Origin of the sequence: Janthinobacterium sp. NKUCC08_JDC, assembly GCF_019345575.1 — a bacterium.
GTDB classification, from domain to species: domain Bacteria; phylum Pseudomonadota; class Gammaproteobacteria; order Burkholderiales; family Burkholderiaceae_D; genus Janthinobacterium; species Janthinobacterium aestuarii.
Genome location: NZ_JAHKQW010000014.1, coordinates 18,087 through 40,781, shown reverse-complemented (window position 1 = coordinate 40,781; position 22,695 = coordinate 18,087). Strand labels below are relative to the sequence as shown.

The window sequence follows — 22,695 nt, the reverse complement described above, 5'->3', positions numbered from 1 at the left end:
GTTGCGTCGTCTGGCTCCTGTGTCCCTCGAAACTGTATACAAGATCTGCCGGCTTCATTTTTAAACAAGTCCCTTCTTGGAAGCCCACCTATGTATACATTCGCCGCTTTGCACGGCCAGGCTGATCGCGCCCTGGCCCCCCGTATCTCCGCTCCTGCCGCCGCCGTGGCATGCCGTCAGGAGGCCGCATGACTACCTACAACCTGTCGACCACGGTCCACGTCTGCGAAGACATCAACAAGAATTTCGACATCCGCGACCTGCTGATCCAGGCCGGCTACTCGGTGCAAGGCGAACTGAATATCAAGAATTTCACGGTTTTGTTGCCGGGCGATACGGAATCGACGGAAAACACGCCGCTGTTCGGCATGCTCGACGCGGACACCGTGTACGTGCGTCCCGGCGACTGGGCCGCCAACTACAATGGCAGCTTCTCGACCATCCAGGTGACGATCGACAAGGGCAATGGCGACATCGTCCAGCTGAGCCTGCAAGTCATCATCGACCCCGTCAATGACGCGCCCGATGCGGCCGACAAGACCTTCACCCTGGTCGACGGTTCCAGCGTGGTGCTGAGCGAAAGCGATTTCGGCTTCCACGACGACGTCGAGCACGACGGCTTCAAGTCCATCGTCATCACGAATACGACCACGGCGGGCCAGGTCTTGCTCAACGGCGTGGCCGTGGCGGTGGGCACGGAGGTCTCCATCGACGATATCCGCGCGGGCCACCTGGTCTTCGTGCCCAGCCAGACCGTGGCCGGCGACTTCGACCTCGGTTTCAAGGTGCGCGATAATGGCGGCATGGACGGCTGCAATGCGCAAGACCTGAGCCTGGCGCCCCATTACCTGACCTTCAAGGTGCCGATGGCCCACCTTGGCGACTTCGTGTGGGAAGACAAGAACGCCAACGGCGTGCAAGACGCGGGCGAGGCGGGCATCGCCAATGTCGTCGTGCAACTGAAGGATACGGCCGGCAATGTGGTGGCCTCCACCACGACGGACGCCAGTGGCGGCTACCACTTCGACGTCAATCCCGGTACCTATTCGGTGACCGTGGTGGCGCCCGCCGGCTACGTGCCGACGGCGGCGAACCAGGGCGGCGACACGGGCAAGGACAGCAATATCGATGCGGCCGGCAAGATGGCGCCCGTCACCCTGGCGCCGGGCGAGACCAATTTGACCCTCGATGCGGGCCTGTACCGCACGGCCGAGCTGGGCGACCGCGTCTGGTTCGATACGAACAAGAATGGCGTGCAGGATGCGGGTGAAGCGGGCGCCGCAGGCGTGAAAGTGACCTTGCTCGATGCGTCGGGCAACGCCGTCGGCAGCCCGCTCATCACGGACGCAAATGGCAACTATCTGTTCACGAACCTGAAACCAGGCGCCTACAGCGTGCAGTTCGACAAAACCACCTTGCCATCCGGCTACGCCTTCACGGGCCAGGACCAGGGCGGCGACGAGCAGCGCGACTCGGACGCCAATGCCGACGGCCGCACGGCGCAAGTGCTGCTGGCCTCGGGCGACAGCAACCACTCGCTCGACGCCGGCATTGTCGCCTTGCCAGCCACCTTGGGCGACCGGGTCTGGCATGACAGCAATATGAATGGCGTGCAGGATGCGGGCGAAGCGGGCATGGTCGGCGTCACCGTGCAGCTGAAAAACGCGGCCGGCAGCGTGATCGGCTCGACCTTGACGGACGCCACCGGCTATTACAACTTCAATGTCGACCCCGGCACGTATTCGATCGCCGTCGTCGCCCCCGCCGGCTATCTGACGACGGTCAAGGATGCGGGCGGCAACGATGCGCTCGACAGCGACATCAATACGCTGGGCAACAGCGGCCAGGTGACGGTGGCTGCCGGCCAGAACTACAGGGATCTCGATGCCGGCCTCTACAAGACGGCCTCCATCGGCGATCGCGTGTGGTTCGATGCGAACGGCAACGGCACGCAGGATGCGGGCGAGGCGGGCGTCTGTGGCGTGAAAGTCAACCTGTACAACGCGCAAGGTGCCGTCGTGGCCAGCGCCACCACGGATGCCAGCGGCAATTATCTGTTCAGCAACCTGGTTCCCGGCAATTACTACCTGGGCTTCGTGCCGCCGGCCGGCTACGGCTTCACCAAGGCCGACATCGGCGGTTACGCCACCGATTCGGACGTCAATCCGGCCACTGGCTTCACCACCACGTGGACCACCCTGAAGTCGGGCGACGTACAGCTGGACTGGGATGCGGGCCTGGTGAAACTCAACACGGCTTCCATCGGCGACCGCGTGTGGGAAGACAAGAACTACAACGGCGTGCAGGAGGCGGGCGAACTGGGCGTGGCGGGCGTGAAAGTCAATCTGCTCAACGCGTACAACCAGGTCATCGCCACGACGACAACGAATGCCAGCGGCAATTACCTGTTCAGCGAACTGGCGGCCGGCGGCTACAAGGTGGAAGTCATCCGTCCATCGGGCTTTTACTACACCAAGGCCAATGTGGGCGTTGACACGGCCGATTCCGACGTCGATGTCAGCACGGGGCGCTCGGGCCTGATCAACCTGGCCGCAGGCCAGAACGACATGAGCTGGGATGCTGGCATCTACCGCAAGGCCAGCCTGGGCGACAAGGTGTGGCGCGACGCCGACCATGACGGCGTGCAGGACTACAACGAGGCGGGCATCGCCAACATCAAGGTGCAGCTGTACTCGGGCAGCGGCGTGCTGCTGGCCACCACCTACACGAATGCCTACGGCAACTACCTGTTCAGCAACCTCGATCCGGGCAGCTATTCGCTCAAGTTCGACAAGTCGGGCGTGTATCACGCGGGCTATGCCATGGATACGTGGCGCTGGGGCGCGAAGAACGTGGGCACGAACGACAACATCGATTCTGACGTCAACAGCAATGGCACGACGGGCAACGTGGTCTACACGGACATCCTGAAACTGGCGTCGGGCCAGAACGACATGAGCTGGGATGCGGCCATCACGCCCATCGTCATCGACCTCAACGGTGACGGCGTGCACACGATCGCCCGCGCGGACTTCCACGGCAGCTTCGACTTGCTGGGCACGGGCAGCGCCATCCAGACGGGCTGGGTCTCGGCCCAGGACGGCTTGCTGGCCATCGACGGCAATGGCAATGGCAAGATCGATAACATCTCCGAACTGTTCGGCGGCAACGAGAAGGGCACGGGCTTTGCCAAGCTGTCCGGCTACGATTCGAACGGCGACGGCGTGGTCGATGCGCACGATGACAAGTTCGCGGAATTGCGCATCTGGCGCGACGCCAACAGCAACGGCGTGACGGACGACGGCGAATTGATGTCGCTGAACGACGCCGGCGTGGCCAGCCTGACGGTCAGCTACACGGAACTGCCGTTCCTCGACGCCAACAGCAATTTGCACCTCGAGCGCAGCAGCGCCACCCTGGCCGACGGCAAGACGGTCGACATGACGGACGTGTATTTCAACGTCGATGCCAAGGATGCGGCCGCCGCCGGCGTGACCTTGCCAAGCATGGCCGACCTGCTGCGAGACGACAGCACGCTCGACGTGGTGCTGGGCCAGGACGGCACGGTCAACACGGTCGCTGCCGCTCAGGCAGCCCCGGCTGCCGAAGCCCAGGCCCAGTGCGAGATGGCTGACCTCTTGCGCCGCGCCATGGCCCACGCGCATGTCCAGCCCCAGGAAATGGCTGCCTGATGTCCCTTGCCGGCCCGTAATCCTGCCCGGCAATGCCGCACCGGCGCACCCGTCACGGGGCGCCGGCGCTTTCCACGCTTTTTTCACACTTGACAATAGAAATAGGGAAACCAATATGAAACAATCCATGCACCTGTTCGTCCGCGGCGCCATCGCCGCCGCCACGTTCGTCCTTGCCAGCGGCAGCGCCCTGGCCGCCTCCAACCTGCAAGTCGTCGATTCGCACAGCGTCAGCCTGTTTACGGCTGCCGGCGGCGCCTTCGGCTCGGGCAGCGCCATCTCGCCAACCTTGTGGGAAGTCAAATACGACAGCAACACCTTCCTGGCGTTTTGCCTCGATCCCCATGTCGCACTGAGCAACAATTCGAACAGCTACAGCAGCGGCGCCTTCGCCGCCAGCGATTCCGTCAAGCGCTTGTATGAAGGCTATTACGCCTCGTCCGTCGCCAGTGTGTCGACCAGCGCCAACAGCGCCGCCGCCTTCCAGTTGGCCCTGTGGGAATTGAATAACGACAACACGAACCTGCTGACGGGCGACCTGCGCTTCAAAAGCCTGAGCAATGCCGTCGTCAGCCAGGCCAACACCATGCTGGGCGTGGCCACGGGCAATGGCGCCATCCAGAACCTGTACAACTACACGAGCTTGAGCAGCGTCAACCCGGCTTCGCAAACCTTGCTGGCTGTGTCGCCGGTGCCGGAAGCGCAGACCTGGGCCATGCTGGTCGCGGGCCTGGGCCTGCTGGGCTTCATGGCGCGCCGCCGCAAGGGCGCTTCCGCGCTGATTTAATTATTGCTCATTAATTATTGCTTATCGCTCATCGCGCAAGCGATAGCGTTCCCGCTGCGGCGCGCCCGACCGGTGCGCCGCAGCGTTTTATTGTGAATCCATCATGACCCCACCCCCCGATACTTCCACCGCTTCCGCCGGCGCGTCCACCGATGCCATCGCCGATGCCATCGTCTTCCTCGCGCGCTTTTTCGGCGTGGCCGTGCAGGCCGAGCGCCTGCGCGCCAGCGTGGCGGCCCAGACCAACCCGGCCGCCGCCGATTTCCTCGACCAGGTGCTGGCGCAAGCCACCCTGGCCGGCACCGCGTTGCCGGCAGGCACGCCGCGTCGCCCGACGGAAATGCCGGCCTTGCTGCTCAACGGGGAAGGGCAGGCGCTGGTGATACTGTCTATTGCTGATGGCAAATATGAATGCCACGTGCCCGGCATCGAAGGCAGCGCCTGGCTGGACGCGGCCGCGCTGGCGCAGGAAGTGCCGGACGCACGCTGGGTGGCCGTGCGGCCCGTGCTGTTTTTCGACCAGCGCAGCTTGCTCTACAGCATGCCGGTGGCGGGGCGCTGGTTCTGGGATGTCTTCAACCGTAACCGCTGGGTCTTCCGCTGGGCCCTGCTGGGCACCCTGGTGCTGAACGTCATCGGCGTGCTGGTGCCGTTCTATGCGATGGCCGTGTATGACCGCGTGATCCCGAACAATGCCACTTCCAGCCTGTGGGTGCTGACGATCGCCGTCGTGGTGCTGACGGGCTTCGAGCTGGCCCTGCGCCTGCTGCGCGGCGAACTGGTGGAAACGGCGTCGCGCCGCATGGACGTGGCGCTGTCGTCGAACATCTTTGCCCAGTGTTTGCGCCTGCGCGCGGCCAGCCGGCCGGCCTCTGGCGGCACCCTGGCCAATACCGTGCGCGATTTCGAATCCGTGCGCGAATTCTTTGCTTCGACCACCCTGACGACCCTGGGCGACTTGCCGTTCCTGCTGCTGTTCCTGCTGGTGATCGCCCTGGTGGGCGGCTGGCTCGTGCTCGTGCCCCTGGCCGTCATCCCGATTTTGCTGCTGGTGGCCTTTGCTTCGCGCGCGGCCCTGGCGCGCCACGTGGCCGCCTCGATGCAGGAAAGCGCGCAGCGCACGGCGCACCTGTTTGAAACCATGAATGGCCTCGACACCATCAAGGCGCTGGGCGCCGAAGCGTGGAGCCGGCGCAAATGGGAGAGCCTGACGGTGGCCATCGCCGCCAACAGCGTCGAGACGCGCGAAATCGTCAGCCGCGTCAATTACATCAACACGGCCGTGCTGGCCCTGTCCGGCGTGGCCGTGGTGGCCACGGGCGCCTTGCTGATGGGCGAACACCTGCTGACCCTGGGCCAGATCATCGCCGTGAGCATGCTGACAGGCCGCGCGCTGGCGCCCGTGAGCCAGATCGCGGGCCTGATCATGCGCTGGGAGCAGACCAAATTGTCCTACCACGCTCTGAATAAAATCATGGAAGCGCCGACCGATGACGACGCGGCCAGCCTGCAGGCGCCGCCCCTGTCCGGGCGCATCGAGTTTCGCGACGTGGGCTTTGCCTACCCGAATTCGCCGCCGCTGCTCGATAAACTCAACCTGCACATCCGCCCCGGCGAACGGGTCGGCGTGATCGGCAAGCTCGGTTCCGGCAAGAGCACCTTGCTGCGCCTGCTGTTGAACCAGTACGGGCCGCAAAGCGGCAGCGTGCTGTTCGACGACCTGGCCAGCACCCAGCTCGAACCTTTGAGCCTGCGCCGCCAGATCGGCTATGTGCCGCAGGACGTGACCCTGTTCCACGGCACCCTGCGCGAAAACATCGAACTGGGACGCAGCCAGCCCGACGACGCGGGCCTGCTCGACGCCATCCGCCTGGCCTGCCTCGACGACATCATTACCCAGCTGCCCAACGGCGTGGCGACGGAAGTGGGCGAGCGGGGCGAACGCCTGTCCGGCGGCCAGCGGCAAGCCGTGGCCATGGCCCGCGCCTTGCTCGCGAAACCGCCGATGCTGCTGCTCGATGAACCGAGCAGCATGTTCGACCCGGCCACCGAGCAGCGCTTGATCGGCCGGCTGCGCACCTTGAAAGACACGACCATCGTGCTGGTCACCCACCGCATGGCCATGCTGGCGCTGGTCGACCGCCTGATCGTCTTTGACAAGGGACGCATCGTGGCCGACGGCCCGCGCGATGAGGTCATGCGCGTGCTCAATAGCCAGGCGGCCAGGCCTGCGGCGGAACAGGGAGTGGCGGCATGAGCGCCCTGAACGCCCGCCCGCTGCCAACAGCCCACCCGGACCCGGAACGCGAACCGCAGCGCATTGTTCTGTGCATGCTGGCGCTGATCGCCGTGCTGCTGGTGTTGACCCTCGCCTGGGCCACCTTCGCCCAGCTCGACGTGTCCGTGAATGGCCGTGGCGCCATCACGCCGCCGTCGCATCTGCAGGAAGTGCAAAGCCTGGAAGGGGGCATCGTGCGCGAAATGCTCGTGAAACCGGGCCAGCGCGTGCGGCGCGGCGACTTGCTGCTGCGCCTGGACACGGCCCAGTACGAGGCCAATCTGGGCGCCAGCGTGCAAAACCGCCTGGCCGCGCTGGCGGGCAGGGCGCGCCTCGACGCGCTGCTGTCTGGCGGCACGCCCCGGTTTGCGCCGGAATGGCAGCAGGAAGCGCCCGAGCTGATCGCCAAGGAAACGCAGTTGTGGCGCGATGGCCAGCGCGAATTCGCGTCGGCCACGGCGGCCGCGCGCGAAGGCGTGACGCGCCGGCGCGGCGAGCTGGCCGAGGCGCACAGCCGCATCGCCCAACTCGATACGGGCTTGAAAATCGCCCTGGAAAGCCTGTCGATCGAAGAGCGTTTGTTCAAGGAGGGCGCCGGTTCGCGCGGCGACTACCTGAATGCCCAGCAGCGCGTGCAGCAGCAGCGCACGGAACTCGACAGCCTGCGCGCGTCCGTGCCGCGCCTGGCGGCTACCCTGGCCGAGGCGCAGGCGCAGGCTGGCGAAGTGGAAGCGCGCATGCGCGGCCAGTGGGGCGCCCAGCGCAGCGAATATGAAACCAAGGCCGGGGCCCTGGCCAGCACCGTCAAGGGCCAGCAAGACCAGGTGAGCCGGCGCGACGTGACGGCGCCCGTCGACGGCGTCGTCAACCGGGTGCTGGTGGCAACCGTCGGCGGCGTGGCGCAGCCGGGCAAGCCTATCCTGGAAATCGTGCCCGCCGATTCGGAAATGCTGATCTCCGTGCGCGTCAAGCCGTCGGACATCGGTTTTATCCACGTGGGGCAGCGTGCATCGGCCAATGTGCTGGCGTATGACGCCACCACGTATGGACGCATGCAGGCGCAGGTGGTGCGCGTGGGCGCCGATGCGATTCCCGATGAACGCAACGAGCCGTATTTCGAGGTGCAGCTGAGTACCGACCGCAGCCAGTTGACGGCGCACGGCAAGGTGCTGCCGATTACGCCCGGCATGCCCGTCGACGTGGGCATCCTGACGGGGCGCCGCTCGGTGCTGCAATATGTGTTCAAGCCCGTGCTGCGCGGCTTGCAGTCTTCCCTGCAGGAGCGGTGATGCGTGCTTTTTTACTTTGCATGGCATTCGCCTGCGCAAACGCGGCCGCCCAACCAGCGCCACCGGCCGCTTTCCAGGCGCAGTCCGTGCGCGGCTTGCCGGCCTTGCTGGCCCGCGCCGTGCCGCGCGATCCGCAGGTGATCGCGGCGCAGGCGGCGCTGGCCACCGCCGAAGCGCGCTACAAGCAGGCCCGCTCGCGTTTGTTCCCGACGGCGGCGCTGCAGGCCACGCGGGGGCGCAGCAACGACCTCGACGGCACCCTGGACGTGGAACGCCGCACGCACCAGGTGGAAGCGAGCGTGCGCTGGAATGTCTACAACGGCGGCGCCGACCGCGCCGAACTCGATGCGGCCGAGCGCGAGATGGCGGGTGCCGCCTTCGACGTGGAGCGCGCACGCGCGGACAGCGCGGAAAAGCTGGCCGAAGCGTATTTCGACATGCAGCGCCTGGATCGCAGCCTGCAGCAGTCGCAGGAACGGCTGCGCGACGTGACGCAACTGGTGCGGCAGGTGACGCGCCAGGCGGAGCTGGGCAAAGCGTCGGAAGTGGACCGCGAACTGGCGCAAAGCTCGCAGCTGGACGCGGAACTGGTGCACGACGGCTTGCTGACGGACCAGCAGGCGGCGCGCATCAAGCTCGAAGCGCTGGCCTTCGAGCCGGTGGCGCAGTTTGCCGATTTCGCCTTCGCGCCGCTGCCGGCGCAGGCTTTGGAGAATGCTGATACGCAGCACGCGCAATTGCGCGCCGCGCGCGAGCGGGCGGCGGCGGCCCAGCTGCGCGTGCGCAGCGTGGCGGCCACCCTGGCGCCAAAAGTGGACCTGAATGTCAGCCACCTGTTGAATAACAAGACCACGCCGCCGCCGTCGACCATCCAGCAGCGGGGCTGGTCGGTGGGCGTCTCCTGGGAATTCCCGCTGGGCGGGGGCAGCCTGGCGCAGCGCGACGAGAGCATCAGCCGCGCCCAGGCGGCCGAGGCGGACGTGGCGCGCGCCGAGCAGGGCACGCGCGCCGACCTGGCCAGCATGCTGCCGCGCATCGCCAATGCGCAGCGCACCCTGGCCCTGCTCGACGAGCAGGAAAGAAAGATGGCCTTCGTCGTGCGCGGCGGGACCATCCAATATGAGGCAGGCCGGCGCAACCTGCAGCAGGTCATCCAGACGCGCGACAGCTATTTCACGATACAGCAGCGGCGCAGCGACCAGCTGCACCGTCTGACCGTGGCGCAGATGCGCCAGTACGCGCTGGCGGGGCGGCTGCTGGACGCGTTCGGCCTGGCGCAGGAGGCAAAATAGGGCCGGCGTGCGCGGTTTCACACATGGATCACGCAGACTTGATGCATGAAATGCCCATTATGTGGCACACTGCGCGCTCGCATATCATCGTTGTCGCGGGAGCGCATGAGCATCATCAAACAATTTCCCTTCGAGTGGCAGGTCGGCGTGCGCTATACGCGCGCCGGGAAACGCAGTGGCCGCAACAGCTTCATTTCCTTCATCTCCCTCATTTCCGTGGCCGGCATCGGCCTGGGCGTGGCCGCCCTGATCGTCGTGCTGTCCGTCATGAACGGGTTCCAGAAGGAGGTCACGGACCGCCTGATGTCGGTGCTGGCCCACGTCGAGGTGTTCGATACCAGCGGCTCCATGCCGAACTGGCAGGCGCAGGAGCGCGCCGCCTACGCCAACCCGCAAGTCAAGGCCGTGTCGCCGTTCGTGGAAACCCAGGGCATGCTGCTCAACGACGAAACCATGCGCCCGTCCGTCGTGCGCGGGGTGCTGCCGCAGCAGGAAGCCACCGTCTCGAGCGTGGCGAGCCAGATGAAGCAGGGCAGTTTCAACGATCTGACGCCAGGTTCGTACAACATCGTGCTGGGCATCGACCTGGCCAAGGCGCTCGATGTGAAAGTGGGGCAGAACGTCACCCTGATGCTGGAACGCGAGCCGAGGGCGGGCGATCCGGCCAATGGCATCGTCATGCCGCGCATGCGCGCGCTCAAGGTCGCCGGCATCTTCGAGGCGGGCCACAATGAACTCGATGGCAGCCTGGCCTTCGTCAACATGCAGGATGCGGAGCAGCTGCTGCAGCTCGACGGCCCGTCCGGCCTGCGTTTGCGCCTGCATGACATGAACAAGGCGCCGCAGGTGGCGCGTGAACTCAAAGCGTCGATGCCGGGCCAGCTGTGGATGCGCGACTGGTCGCGCGCCAGTGCCAGCTGGTATGCGCTGGTGCAAAGCCAGAAGAACATGATGTTCATCATCCTCAGCATGATCATCGCCGTGGCCGCGTTCAACCTCGTCTCGACCCTGGTGATGTCGGTCACTGACAAGCAGGCCGATATCGCGATTTTGCGCACCCTGGGCGCCTCGCCATTCTCCATCATGAAGATTTTCATGATCCAGGGCGCGCTGGTCGGCTTGCTGGGCAGTGCCCTGGGCGTGATCGGCGGCGTCGTGCTGGCGCTGAACGTGGGCGTCATCGTGCCTTTCATCGAAGGCATCTTCGGCCTGCACTTCATCTCGAAGGAAATCTACCAGATCAGCGCCGTGCCGTCGGACGTGCACTGGCTGGACGTGGCGCAGATCGGCCTGATCGCCTTTGGCCTGGCGCTGGTGGCGACCATCTACCCGAGCTGGCGCGCCGCGCGTGTCAAGCCGGCCGAGGCGCTGCGGTATGAGTAATTGGCTGATCAACAAACTGCCGGGGTCAGACCCGGCGGGTCAGACCCCTGAGAATTAACGAATCAATGAGCATGTTAAAAAATCTTCCCTTCGAATGGCTGGTCGGCCTGCGCTACACGCGGGCTGGCAAGCGCAGTGGCCGCAACAGTTTTATCTCCTTTATCTCGCTCATTTCCATGGCCGGCATCGGCCTGGGCGTGGCGGCGCTGATCGTCGTGCTGTCCGTGATGAACGGCTTCCAGAAGGAAGTGACGGACCGCATGCTGTCCGTGCTGGCCCACGTGGAAGTGTTCGACAACAGCGGCAGCATGCCGGACTGGCGCGCGGAAGCTGCGCAAGCGTTCAAGAATCCGGCCGTGAAGGGCGCCGCGCCGTTCGTGGAAACGCAGGGCATGCTGCTGCGCGACGATGCGCTGCGCCCCGCCATCGTGCGCGGCGTGCTGCCCGAGGAAGAACCGAACGTTTCCGACGTGGCTGGCCAGACGCGCATGGGCAGCTTCAAGGCGCTGCAGCCGGGCACCTTCAATATCGTGCTGGGCATCGAGCTGGCGCGCGCTTTGCGCGTCAACCTTGGCGAAAAAGTCACCTTGATGCTGGCTCAGGGCCAGGTCACGCCGGCCGGCGTGCTGCCGCGCATGCGCAGCTTTACCGTCAGCGGCATCTTCCAGGCGGGCCACAATGAATTCGATGCGGGCCTGGCCTTCATCAATATCGAAGACGGCCAGCGCTTGCTGCGCCTTGACGGCCCGTCGGGCCTGCGTCTGCGCCTGGCCGACATGAACCAGGCGCCGCAAGTGGCGGCGGAGCTGAAAAAAACCATGCCGGGCGACCTGTGGCTGCGCGACTGGTCCAAGCTGAACGCCAACTGGTTTGCCGCCGTGCAGACGGAAAAGCGCATGATGTTCATCATCCTGACCCTGATCATCGCGGTGGCCGCCTTCAACCTCGTCTCGACCCTGGTGATGACGGTGACGGACAAGCAGGCCGATATCGCGATTCTGCGCACCCTGGGCGCGTCGCCCCGTTCCATCATGAAGATCTTCATGATCCAGGGCGCGCTGGTGGGCATCCTGGGCACGATCCTGGGCGTGGGCGGCGGCGTGCTGGTGGCCATGAACATCGACGTCATCGTGCCCTTCATCGAGCATCTGCTGGGCGTGCAGTTCCTCTCGAAGGACATCTATTTCATCAGCACCGTGCCGTCCGACCTGCGCTGGCCCGACGTCACCAAGATCGGCGTGCTGGCCGTGATCCTCGCCTTTTTGGCGACCCTGTACCCAAGCTGGTGGGCTGCCCGCGTGAAACCTGCGGAAGCCCTGCGCTATGAATAAACCACTGACTACGACCATGACCGATCTGAACAAACCTGCCTCCAACGGCGCTTCCGCCGATTCCGCCGTCCTTTCCTGCCGCGGCCTGGGCAAGACTTTCACGCAGGGCAGCTATAAGGTGCAGGTGCTGGCCGGCATCGATATCGACGTTCACCGTGGCGAACGCGTCGCCATCGTCGGCGCCTCCGGTTCCGGCAAATCGACCCTGCTGCACTTGCTGGGCGGCCTCGATACGCCCACCAGCGGCAAGGTCACCTTGCTGGGCAAGGACTTCGCCAATCTGAGCGAAAAGGCGCGCGGCGACTTGCGCAACGCCTCGCTGGGTTTTGTGTACCAGTTCCACCACCTGCTGCCCGAGTTTTCCGCGCTCGACAACGTCGCCATGCCACTGATGATACGGCGCATGAAGCGCGCACCCGCCACCGAGCTGGCGCAGCAGATCCTCACGCGCGTCAACCTGGCCAAGCGGGTCACGCACACGCCCGGTGAATTGTCGGGCGGCGAGCGCCAGCGCGTGGCCCTGGCCCGCGCCCTCGTCACGCAGCCGGCCTGCGTGCTGGCCGATGAACCGACGGGCAATCTCGATCACGCCACGGCCGAACAGATTTTCGACCTGATGCTGGAACTGTCGCGTACCCTGGGCACGGCCTTCGTCATCGTCACGCACGATATCGAACTGGCCAAGCGCTGCGACCGCGTGCTGCGTCTGACGGACGAAGGGCTGCAACCGTACCAATACTAAGGAGCCGCCATGCTGTGGATCGACACGCACTGCCACCTCGACGCGCATGAATTCGGCAGCGAATCGCTGCAGGTGGCGGCGCGCGCCCAGCAGCAGGGCGTGGGCATGATCGTCATTCCCGCCGTCGAACGGGCCAATTTCGCCATCGTGCGCGACTTGGCGGTAGCGGCGCCCAACGCCTGCTATGCGCTTGGCATCCACCCGATCTACGTGCCGCACGCTACGGATGACGATTTGATCGCGCTGCGCGAGGCCGTGGCGCTGGCCATGAATGACCCGCGTTTTGTCGCCATCGGCGAAATCGGCCTCGATTTCTTCATTCCCATGCTGTGCGAACCGGCCATGCGCGCCAAGCAGGAACACTTCCTGCGCGAGCAGCTGAGAATCGCCCGCGACTTCGACCTGCCCGTGCTCACCCACGTGCGCCGCTCGCAGGATATCGTCCTCAAGCACGCGCGCCAGATCCGTCCGAACGGCGGCATCGCCCATGCGTTCAATGGTAGCTTCCAGCAGGCGCAGGGCTATATCGACCTCGGTTTCAAGCTGGGGTTTGGCGGCGCCATGACCTTTACCCGGGCGCTGCAGATACGCCGCATGGCCACGGAATTGCCACTGGACGCCATCGTGCTGGAGACGGACGCGCCCGATATTTCCCCGGCCTGGATACACCCTGGCCGCAACAGCCCCGAAGAATTGCCGCGCATCGGCGCCGTGCTGGCCGAGCTGCGCGGCCTGGCATTGGCCGACGTGGCCGTTGCCACCAGCGCCAATGCGCGCGCCGTCATGCCCCGACTACCTTTGATGGAATGAGACCACAATGAATAACAAGATCATCCTGGCCGCCTGCCTGTCCGGTGCGTTCGCTCCCGTTATGGCGGCGACCGGCGCCCAGTGCGATGGCTTGCCGCGCCTCGACGTGACCACGCCGGCCGGCTTTTGCGTGGCCGTGCTGGCCGACGGCCTGAAATTCCCCCGCGGCGTGCTGCCGCTGACGAATGGCGATATCCTCGTCACCGACATGACGGGATGGGCGCCGAAGCAGGGTAAATTGTGGCTGTTGCAGCCCAAGGCGGCCGGTGGCGGCTACGAGCGCAAGCTGCTGCTCGACAAGCTCGATCGCCCGAACGGCATCGTGCAGGGACCGGACGGCATGGTCTACGTGGGCGAAGTAGGGCGCATCTTCCGCTTCGACCTGCGCGACACCACCCGCAAGCTCACCGACGTGATCGGCGGCACGGCCAAGACGCCGCGCCTGCCGGGCCTCGGTTTGCACCTGCTGACGAATATGCGCTTCAGCCCCAAGGGCGACCTGTACGTGAACGTGGGCTCGAGCACCGACCATTGCGAGAACGACGGCAAGGCGCCCGATCCAACCAAAGCCTGTCCTTCGGCGGAGGGACTGGAAGCGCTGGGCGCCATCCGCGAATACACGATGGCCTGGCCGGCTGGCACGGTGACAAGCTGGCGCACGCATGCGCGCGGCTTGCGCAATTCGATGGCACTGGCTTTTCACCCTGCGACGGGCGAGCTGTGGCAGGCGGAAAACTCGCGCGACGCCATCCAGGCCGCCATGCCGCAGTTGAAAAGCGACGAGAACCTGCCGCACGAGGAACTCAACCTGATCAAGTCCGACCGGCACTACGGCTGGCCGTACTGCTATGACGACAATGTCGCCAGTCCCGAATATCCGAAGACGGCTTGCGACGCCCAATATGCGGCGCCCGAGCGCCTGCTGCCAGGCCACGCCGCGCCGCTGGGTATGACCTTTTACACGGCCAGCCGCTTCCCGGCGCTGTACAAGAATAGCCTGATCATCGGCTACCACGGCTACCGCAGCAATGGCCACCGCCTGGTGGCCCTGCTGCCCGACAAGGCCGGTGCGCCGCTGGGCAAGTCCGTCGAGTTGATCAGCAACTGGGAGCGCAAGGGCAAGCAGGGCAGGGGCGCGCCCGTCGACGTGAAGCTGGGGCAGGACGGCGATATTTATATGGCTGACGACCATAATGGGCTGGTGCTGAAATTGCATTATACGGCGCCGGGCAAACCATAACTTTCACCGGTCTCGTACGTGTAGGTCGGATTAGCGGGGCAAGGCCGCGCGTAATCCGACATCATTGTTGGCGTTACAGGTGTTGTCGGCTTACGCTTGACCTCGCTCAGTGCAGGGCGGCCGTATCGTCCTACAATCGGCCTGATGTTCCTGTCGACCAGGGACGACGGGAGGCTGGCGTGAAACCTGCATTCATCAATCTGCATGAAAATTACTCGAGCGTGGACGCCGTCGACCAGGCGGCCCTGTTCCGCGAAATCGGCTGGGAAGACTTGATCGGCAAGGACAGCTTTGCCAACACCTGCGCCATCCGCGTCAGCCTGGCCCTGATCAAGGCCGGCGTCCAGGTCAAGGGCCGCATGGCCATCCGCAAGGGACCGTTCAAGGGCGCGCTGATCGAGCCGGGGCAGGCCAAGCTGGCGCACATGCTGGCCAGCCCGTCGATGTTTGGCGCACCCGAAAAATTCGCTGCCGATGCGGCCATCGAAGGCATCGGCCAGCGCCAGGGCATCGTCGCCTTCTTCCGCATTCCCGGCTACCTGGGTGGTGCCGGTGGGCATATCGACATCCTGTTGCCCTCCATCGACGTGAAGATCTGCGGCACCGAATGCTACTGGGATTGTGGCGAGGTCTGGTTCTGGCCAATCCGTTGACGTTTACCTGAATTTCTTCGAGCGTCCGCGCGAGGCCGCATTGTGCGCGCGCAGGATGGAATCGACCCGCTCCGACGCATCGCGCGACAGGTTTTGCGCCACGTCGATATCGGGGAAGAATTCGGGCAGGCGGTAGCTGAGCCACGCATACGCCGAGTAGTAGCGGCAAGTGTCTTCCACCTGCTGCAGATTCTGCGTCCCTCCGCCGTACGCATGCTGGCGCAGGGTGCTGACTTTTCCCTGCGACAGATTCTTCGCCCAGTGTTCCCACGCCGTTTGCAAGGACGGCACCTTGCTCGATATCGGTACCAGCGACAAGGTAAACTTGTCGGCCACGGACAGGGGCAGGGTATCGAGCCAGACGGCGCGTTCCTTCTGGTCTTCCGTAATGCGGGGGAAGAAGAAGCCGTCCGGCACGTCGATATTGTGGATGAAGCGGCGCAGCAGTTTTGACAGCGACAGTTCGCCCGTCACCGATGAAATGCGGTGCAGATGCTCGAGCGACGGCGCCACGGCAAAGCCGCTCGTGTTCAGCGGGTGCAGTTTTTCCTTCAGCAGGGCGCGCATTACTTCATGCGTCTCGTTGTCGTAGCCGGCCACGAGTCCCTCTTCATGCACGCCATAGCGGCCCGCGCGCCCGGCGATCTGGCGCGCCAGCGCGGCCGAAATCTCTTCCTCTTCGCGGCCATTGTATTTGACGCAGGTGGTCATCACGATGCGCGCGATCGGCATGTTCAGTCCCATCGCCAGCGCATCCGTGCCGACAACGATATCGGCCGTGCCGTCGCGGAAGCGCTGCGCCTGCGCGCGCCGCACTTCGGGCGACAGGTTGCCGTAGACGGTGGCCACCGACAGCCCCGTTTCCGTGATCATGTCGCGCCACATCAGCACTTCGCGGCGCGAAAAGGCGATGACGGCGTCGCCGCGGCGCAGGTTGCGCACCTTGCGTACGGCCGTAGGCTCCATCGACAAGGGCGCCATGCGTTTTAATACGTGCACTTCCAGCGGGCATTCGAGGCGCTCGGCCAGCGCCTCGATCGCGCGCCGCGCTTCGGGGGCTCCTACCAGATACACGGTGTGGGCCGGCGCGCCGCACACGGCCGCCGTCCACGCGGCACCCCGATCAGGGTCGGCCAGCATCTGGATTTCATCGATGACGGCTACTTCGACGACGGTTTTCGTGTCCAGCATTTCCACCGTGCTGGCCACGTGCGTGGCGCCGTCGACGACCCGGCGTTCCTCGCCCGTGATCAGGCTCACTGCCAGCGGTTTGCCGTGCGGCGCGGCTTCCTGCAAGCGCTCGTAGTTTTCCAGGGCCAGCAATCGCAAGGGCGCCAGGTAGATGCCGCTCTTTGCCTTGACCAGCGCTTCCATGGCGCGGTGCGTCTTGCCGGAGTTCGTCGGACCCAGCAGCGCGATGAAGCGGCGCGGCAGGCGGCGCGCCATCTCGAACGAGGCCGGATACTCGGCCAGGTTGATGCTCTGGCGCGTGCGCGCCGCGTGCTGTTCTTCCTGCTGGCGCTCGATGGCGTGATTGAAGCGCTGGCGGATGCGGTCGAACACCATGCCCGCCGGCTCCGACGTCTGCATGTCGGCCAAGGTGTGCAGGAAAACCATCGGGTCCGTGTCCACGTCCTCGCTCAGGCCTGCGATATCGGCGACGAAGTCGATCACATGCTGGCGCAGCTCCTCGAACACGGCCGCGCCGGCCCGTTCGCGCACAAGGGCCAGCTTGGCCTCGCGGTCCATTTTGCGCCACTTGGCCGGTCGCGCCAGCACGCCCTGTGCCGGCACCAGCGCATACGGCACCACCAGATGGGCCGCCTTGACTACGCCGGAAAAGCGCACGAAGACGCGGCCTTCCATCTTGACGAGGCGGATATGCTCGGCCAGCTCCCCCAGTTCCGCGACGAGGGTAGCGTCGTTATTGTCGTCGCTGCTGTCGGAGATGTCGGTGGATGTATCGGGAGGAAGCGGGGAGGAAGTCATGTCGTGCCTGGGTGTTGAAGTAAGCGAGGCCGATTATACCGTGCGCCGGGCAAAGATTTTTTGCGGCGCACGGAGTGGCTGTGGCAGGAGCGCTGATTCTTAAAGTGCTGATTCCCCGGCCCGGATAAAAAACTGGCAGGCATTCAGCGCGGCGCTTCCATTGTGTCGAATTCAATTTGCTTGAACACGGAGTGCGATATCTGGTGCTTCGTGTTTTATCATTTTCTTTTCTCTGAATTTTATTCGTCCGGAATTTAGTGAATGTATTTTTATTAAGTTTGTTTTATTCTGTGAATTTTATTATTAAAATTTAACTGCCGATAATGACAAAGAGTAAGTTTCTATTGATATCCATGGTGATGATATTCGTATCACGTGCAGATTGTTTTCTTGCGTCTGCCAGGCAGTGAGTCGTTGTCGTCGCGCTCCCATGCGCCAGCAGCAGCCGGCATGACTGAGCGAACCTTCCCATTCTATCGATTTTATTGCGACCGTATTTTTCATTGCGCGAGAAATTATTCGATAGTACGAAATGAATTGAATTGTCTTGACAATTAATAATGGCGGGCTGATCATGACCTCAGATTTCGCGAGGAGAATTTTCGCATGTTTTCAACATATCGGAAATTGACGGCGATGCGCGGCATTATTATGGATGCTGGTCTGGCTATCGGCCGGGACGCGCCGCGTTTATATGAACGGCTTTGATTTGGCGGTGCTCCAGTATCCGCTGGCGGCCGCAGGACTTTTCACTTCGCGCTGACGCACGGCCAGCTTGCGATGACACCCGACATACTTGTGTATGTGGCCCTGCGCCAGTCGATGGCGCGCGCAGGGATTCATCAGCCATCCAACTTTGGAGAACACCATGAATAAAAAGCTCGCTGCATTTCTTTTTGCGTCCGGCCTTGGTTTGGCGGTGACCGCGACGCCAGCCTTTGCAAGCTGCGCTAGCGCCTGTGCTGCCGAATGGCGTGCTTGCATTGCTGGCGGTACCGCTCAAGCAGAGTGCAACGCCGAACGGTCCGCCTGCCAGCAAACCTGCAATGGACAGTAGCAGTGCTGCGCGCAGTGGCAGCCACTATCGCGGCCTGTTGCCGGTGATGCCGGCAGTCACTGGCGACGATGGCAGTTCAGGCCGCCCGAGCGCGTACGGCGCGTAGCCCCCAGCCGGTGGCGATCAATCCGTCACCGGTTTGCAGCGGCGCCACGGCATCCAGGAACGCGTTGCGCAGGCGTTGCCTGGCGCCGTCGTCCAGGCGGTCGATATCGTAGGTGTCCAGCAGGGCCGTCCACAGTTCGCTCGGCGTGGGCGTCCATGGTACGTCGATGTCGTCGAATTCGACGTCCGCAAACGCGCCATCGAGCAGCCCGCGCCAGCCCGCTTCGGACCCTGTGCGGCGGTCACCAAAGCGCAGCGGCGGCAGCTCGGTGCTGGCGATGGGCTTGAACACGCGCATGAAAACGTCGTTGACTTCGCCCAGCAGGAAAGTGCGGCCGACGATGGCCGCAAAGTGACCATCGGGACGCAGCACGCGGCGCATTTCGCGCACGACTCGTTCGATGTCGTCCATCAGCATCAGCGCCATGTGCGAGACGAGATAATCGACGCTGGCCGATGGCAGTTCCAGCGCCTGGCCGCGGCCATGCAGCAGCCGCACGGAGGCCGGCAGGGCGGCGCGCGCGGCAGCCAGTTCACCCTGGCTCATGTCGACGCCGAGCAGTTGCAGCCGGGGCTGCCGCCTGGCTGCCAGCAAACCCAGCAGATGGCCATCGCCGCAGGCCAGGTCGAGTACGGTCAAGGGCGTGTCCACGGCCGGTATCAGGCTGGTCAACACTTCGTAGGACGAAGCCCAACTCCCGACAGGCGAACTGGCCGGCAGATGGGCAAACGCGGCGCTGGTCGCGCCGACTTGTCTTTGGTGAAAGTCTTGCAAATAGGTTTCGGCCGCTGTCAGTGGGGTCATGCCAGGTCCGCTAAGTCGTGGCGCCCAGGCGCCGGATGGCCATCTTAGCATGGGGGAAGTTTCGCCTGCGGTGGTGCCGGATGGTGTGCTGAACTTCTATCCTTGGCATCATTGCGCCAGATCAGACGGCAAACAGTCGAAAGCGATCACAGTAGCTGAGCCCTTTTCGCAACGAGCTGATTCTGCCTTGATTCTGCCTCCCTATGCGCACCCTGATACTCGGCTTTGCCGCTGGCGCCGCCTGGTTGCAGACGCAGGCAAGCTTGCCTGCGCAGGCGGGCGCGCTGCTGTGGGTAATTGCTGGTGCAGGGTTGACGGCTAGTCTGGCGCTGCGTCGCTACGCGCGCTGGCGCTGCGTTGTTGCGCTCGCCGCTGGCGTAGGCCTCGGCTTTTACTGGGCCGCGTGGCTGGCCCAGGCGGCCATGGCGCCGCAACTGGCGCTGGCTGACGAAGGGCAGGACATTGTTGTTACGGGCACCATCGCCAGCTTGCCCTACCGCTTCGAGCAGGGCGTGCGCTTCAACTTTGCCGTAGAAAAGGCGGTTGGGGCGAAGGTGCCGCCCTTGATCGCCCTGTCCTGGTACGCGGGTTTTCGCGATGCAGTGACGAACGCCGTGGGCGACGTGCAGCCGGGCGAGCGCTGGCGCCTCACGGTGCGGCTGCAGCGTCCGCACGGCAATGCGAATCCCATGGGTTTCGATTACGAGGCGTGGCTGCTGGAGCAGGGCGTGCGCGCCACCGGTTATGTGCGGCCGCAGCCGCGCGCGGACATGCCGAACCTGCGCCTGGCTGCCTTCGTGCCCGGCTTCGGCAACGTGGTGGAGGCCAGCCGCGCAGCCCTGCGCGCGCGCATCGCCCGCAGCCTGGAAGGCAAGCAGTATGCGGGCGTGATCGTGGCGCTGGTGGTGGGCGATCAGCGCGCCATTCCCCAGTCGGACTGGCAAGTGTTCAACCGCACGGGCGTCAGCCATCTGATTTCGATTTCCGGCTTGCACATCACCATGATCGCGGGACTGTTCGCCTTGGGCGCGGGTGCGCTGTGGCGCCGTTCATTCTTTACCGATTGGCAGCTGCCCTTGCGGCTGCCGGCGCAAAAGGTGGCGGCGCTGGCCGGTGCGCTGGCGGCCTTTCTTTATGTGCTGCTGGCCGGCTTCGGCGTGCCAGCGCAGCGCACCTTGTATATGTTGCTGGTGGTGGCGCTGGCCTTGTGGCTGGGACGCATCACCAGCATCGTCCATATCCTGTGCCTGGCGCTGGGCGTGGTCGTGCTGCTCGATCCGTGGGCCGTGCTGTGGCCCGGTTTCTGGCTGTCGTTCGGTGCCGTCGCCACCATGCTGTACGCGACGGCGGGCCGTACCACGGCGCCCATGCCGCAGCAGGCTGGCCGCTGGCGCCGCCTGCGCGCGGCCGTGGCACTGGGCGCGCGCACGCAATACGTGGTGACGGTGGGGCTGGTGCCGTTGACGATGCTGCTGTTCTCGCAAGTGTCCTTGGTCAGCCCTGTGGCCAATGCGCTGGCCATCCCCGTCATCAGCCTGGTCGTCACGCCTTTGTCGTTGGCGGGCAGCCTGCTGCCTGCGCCTTTGTCCGATGGACTGTTGCAGCTGGCGCACGCCATCGTGCAGATGCTGGCGCAGGTCCTCGAATGGCTGGGCGCGCGCCGCTTTGCCGTGTGGACGGCGCCCGCGCCGCCAATGTGGAGTTTTTGCTGGGCATTGTTTGGCACGGCATGGCTGCTGGCGCCACGCGGATGGCCGCACCGCTGGGCCGGCATGCTGGGCTGGCTGCCGCTGCTGACGGCCTTGCCGTCCAGCCCGCCACCGGGCCAACTGTGGGTGACGGCCTTCGACGTGGGACAAGGCATGGCCGTGCTGGTGGAAACGCATGGCCACCGTCTGCTGTACGACACGGGACCCGCCTACAGCCTCGATTCCGATGGCGCCAGCAGGGTCATCGTGCCTTACTTGCGCGCACGCGGCATCGCCAAACTCGACGGTGTCATCATTTCCCACAGCGACCTCGATCACGCGGGCGGCGCCATGTCCCTGCTCGAGAACGTGCAGGTGGGCTGGCTGGCCTCGTCGCTGTTCGATGGCCATCCGGCCGTCGAGTTCCAGCGGGAATCGCACCGGCCTTATCTGCACTGCACGGCGGGCCAGAGCTGGACCTGGGAAGGCGTGCACTTCGCCATGCTGCACCCATTGCCCGCCAGTCACACGGACATTGCCCTGAAGCCAAACGCCCGCAGCTGCACCGTGAAAATCACGGCTGGCAAGCACGCGATCTTGCTGGCCGGCGATATCGAGGCGGCGCAGGAGGCCCAATTGCTGGCCCGTTCTGCCGAGGGGGAACTGGCGGCCGACGTGCTGCTGGCGCCCCATCACGGCAGCGGTACGTCCTCGACGCCGGCATTTTTGAGTGCTGTCCATCCCAGTCTGGCGATTTTCCAGGTGGGACACAGGAATCGCTATAAACATCCGAAGCCGCAAGTGTATGCGCGCTATGGCGACATGGGCATTGCCCGGCTGCGCACGGATGTGACGGGGGCGGCGGTGCTGGAGTTCGGGGGCAATATCGACGTGACGCGGTATCGGGCCAGCCGGCCGCGGTACTGGCATGGGCGCTAGCGGACGCTGCTGCATTAATGGTATATATCGGTCATGGCTTGGCAGGCTAGGCAGCCCGGGAGCTGCCTGCATTATTCTGAAAGGATAAAGATGGGCTGGTTTAGTTGGAAGAAAAAGGCGACTGTGCCAGCGATCGGCTTTGAGGCGCGGATCCGTTCCCAAAGCAAGCAGTCGAAGACGCTGTCATATGATTTGCAGGGACGGCAAGCAGACGCCGTTCGCCTGCGGCATCCGTATTTGTATCATGTAACGGACGTGCCAACCGCCGAGGCCATAGTGAAGCAGCGGCAGCTGCAAGGCGCTTTTGCCTACGTGACGCTGTCGCAGGGATTGCAGGGGGCACTTTCGCAGGCGGAAAGAACCGGCTGCGTGCTGGTTTTTCGCTTTCAGGGGCAGGTCAGTGTCGGGCCGGCACCGCTGGCGAAAGCGAAGGCGGTGGCTTACCACCATGTGGGTTCCGACGGCTATGTGGAAACGTTTATCGCGCATGGCACGGTGACGCCGCTGGAGCTCATCGCGATATCGTTTCGTGGCACGGCGCCGATTTATGACGTGGCGTGGGTCCTGAAAACCCCTGTTTCTGTTCGCATCAAGCCATAGCCGCCATTCATCGGC

The 22,695-nt window shown here is 64.4% G+C and carries 16 protein-coding genes; 13 read left to right on the top strand and 3 right to left on the bottom strand.

All coding sequences use genetic code 11. The annotated features are described in order from the left end of the window. Positions 1-188: 188 nt before the first annotated feature. From KO538_RS24270 to KO538_RS24220, 11 genes are all read left to right on the top strand, one after another. A complete protein-coding gene (locus KO538_RS24270; RefSeq protein ID WP_219329902.1) occupies positions 189-3,692 on the top strand; it encodes an SdrD B-like domain-containing protein in 3,504 nt (1,167 codons plus the stop codon). 115 nt (positions 3,693-3,807) lie between these two features. Then, complete coding sequence (locus KO538_RS24265) at positions 3,808-4,479, top strand: PEP-CTERM sorting domain-containing protein (RefSeq protein WP_219329901.1); 672 nt, start codon at positions 3,808-3,810, stop codon at positions 4,477-4,479. A gap of 103 nt (positions 4,480-4,582) precedes the next feature. Next, complete coding sequence (locus tag KO538_RS24260) at positions 4,583-6,736, top strand: type I secretion system permease/ATPase (RefSeq protein WP_219329900.1); 2,154 nt, start codon at positions 4,583-4,585, stop codon at positions 6,734-6,736. After that, entirely contained in the window at positions 6,733-8,046 is a 1,314-nt protein-coding gene (locus tag KO538_RS24255; RefSeq protein WP_219329899.1) for an HlyD family type I secretion periplasmic adaptor subunit, read from the top strand. Before KO538_RS24260 ends, KO538_RS24255 begins: the two co-directional genes overlap by 4 nt. Further along, complete coding sequence (locus KO538_RS24250) at positions 8,046-9,338, top strand: TolC family protein (protein ID WP_257620552.1); 1,293 nt, start codon at positions 8,046-8,048, stop codon at positions 9,336-9,338. The genes KO538_RS24255 and KO538_RS24250 overlap by 1 nt, the downstream gene beginning before the upstream one ends. A gap of 105 nt (positions 9,339-9,443) precedes the next feature. Then, a complete protein-coding gene (locus tag KO538_RS24245) occupies positions 9,444-10,721 on the top strand; it encodes a lipoprotein-releasing ABC transporter permease subunit (protein WP_034755457.1) in 1,278 nt (425 codons plus the stop codon). Positions 10,722-10,786: 65 nt separating this feature from the next. Continuing rightward, on the top strand, positions 10,787-12,052 hold the full coding sequence (locus tag KO538_RS24240) for a lipoprotein-releasing ABC transporter permease subunit (protein WP_046682975.1): 1,266 nt from the start codon (positions 10,787-10,789) through the stop codon (positions 12,050-12,052). 16 nt (positions 12,053-12,068) lie between these two features. Beyond that, on the top strand, positions 12,069-12,794 hold the full coding sequence (gene lolD / locus KO538_RS24235) for a lipoprotein-releasing ABC transporter ATP-binding protein LolD (protein ID WP_034788536.1): 726 nt from the start codon (positions 12,069-12,071) through the stop codon (positions 12,792-12,794). Positions 12,795-12,806: 12 nt separating this feature from the next. After that, entirely contained in the window at positions 12,807-13,604 is a 798-nt protein-coding gene (locus tag KO538_RS24230) for a TatD family hydrolase (RefSeq protein WP_219329967.1), read from the top strand. A 7-nt stretch (positions 13,605-13,611) separates the two neighbouring features. Next, a complete protein-coding gene (locus KO538_RS24225; protein WP_219329898.1) occupies positions 13,612-14,844 on the top strand; it encodes a sorbosone dehydrogenase family protein in 1,233 nt (410 codons plus the stop codon). Positions 14,845-15,023: 179 nt separating this feature from the next. After that, entirely contained in the window at positions 15,024-15,497 is a 474-nt protein-coding gene (locus KO538_RS24220; protein WP_219329897.1) for a T6SS effector amidase Tae4 family protein, read from the top strand. Positions 15,498-15,500: 3 nt separating this feature from the next. On the opposite strand, the gene KO538_RS24215 is transcribed toward KO538_RS24220, so the two are convergent. From KO538_RS24215 to KO538_RS24205, 3 genes are all read right to left on the bottom strand, one after another. Then, entirely contained in the window at positions 15,501-17,486 is a 1,986-nt protein-coding gene (locus tag KO538_RS24215) for a helicase-related protein (RefSeq protein ID WP_219329896.1), read from the bottom strand. A gap of 690 nt (positions 17,487-18,176) precedes the next feature. Then, positions 18,177-18,470: a hypothetical protein gene (locus KO538_RS24210; protein WP_219329895.1), complete on the bottom strand. Its 294-nt coding sequence runs from the start codon at positions 18,468-18,470 to the stop codon at positions 18,177-18,179. A 149-nt stretch (positions 18,471-18,619) separates the two neighbouring features. After that, positions 18,620-19,453, bottom strand: a complete 834-nt coding sequence (locus tag KO538_RS24205; RefSeq protein ID WP_219329894.1) for a class I SAM-dependent methyltransferase — start codon at positions 19,451-19,453, stop codon at positions 18,620-18,622. 203 nt (positions 19,454-19,656) lie between these two features. Here KO538_RS24205 and KO538_RS24200 point away from each other — a divergent pair, with 203 nt between their 5' ends. Both KO538_RS24200 and KO538_RS24195 read left to right on the top strand, forming a co-directional pair. Beyond that, the gene (locus KO538_RS24200; RefSeq protein WP_219329893.1) at positions 19,657-22,080 is read left to right on the top strand and encodes a DNA internalization-related competence protein ComEC/Rec2; all 2,424 of its coding nucleotides are present in this window, start codon (positions 19,657-19,659) and stop codon (positions 22,078-22,080) included. Between the two features lie 90 nt (positions 22,081-22,170). Beyond that, the gene (locus KO538_RS24195; protein ID WP_219329892.1) at positions 22,171-22,680 is read left to right on the top strand and encodes a hypothetical protein; all 510 of its coding nucleotides are present in this window, start codon (positions 22,171-22,173) and stop codon (positions 22,678-22,680) included. Positions 22,681-22,695 lie beyond the last annotated feature (15 nt).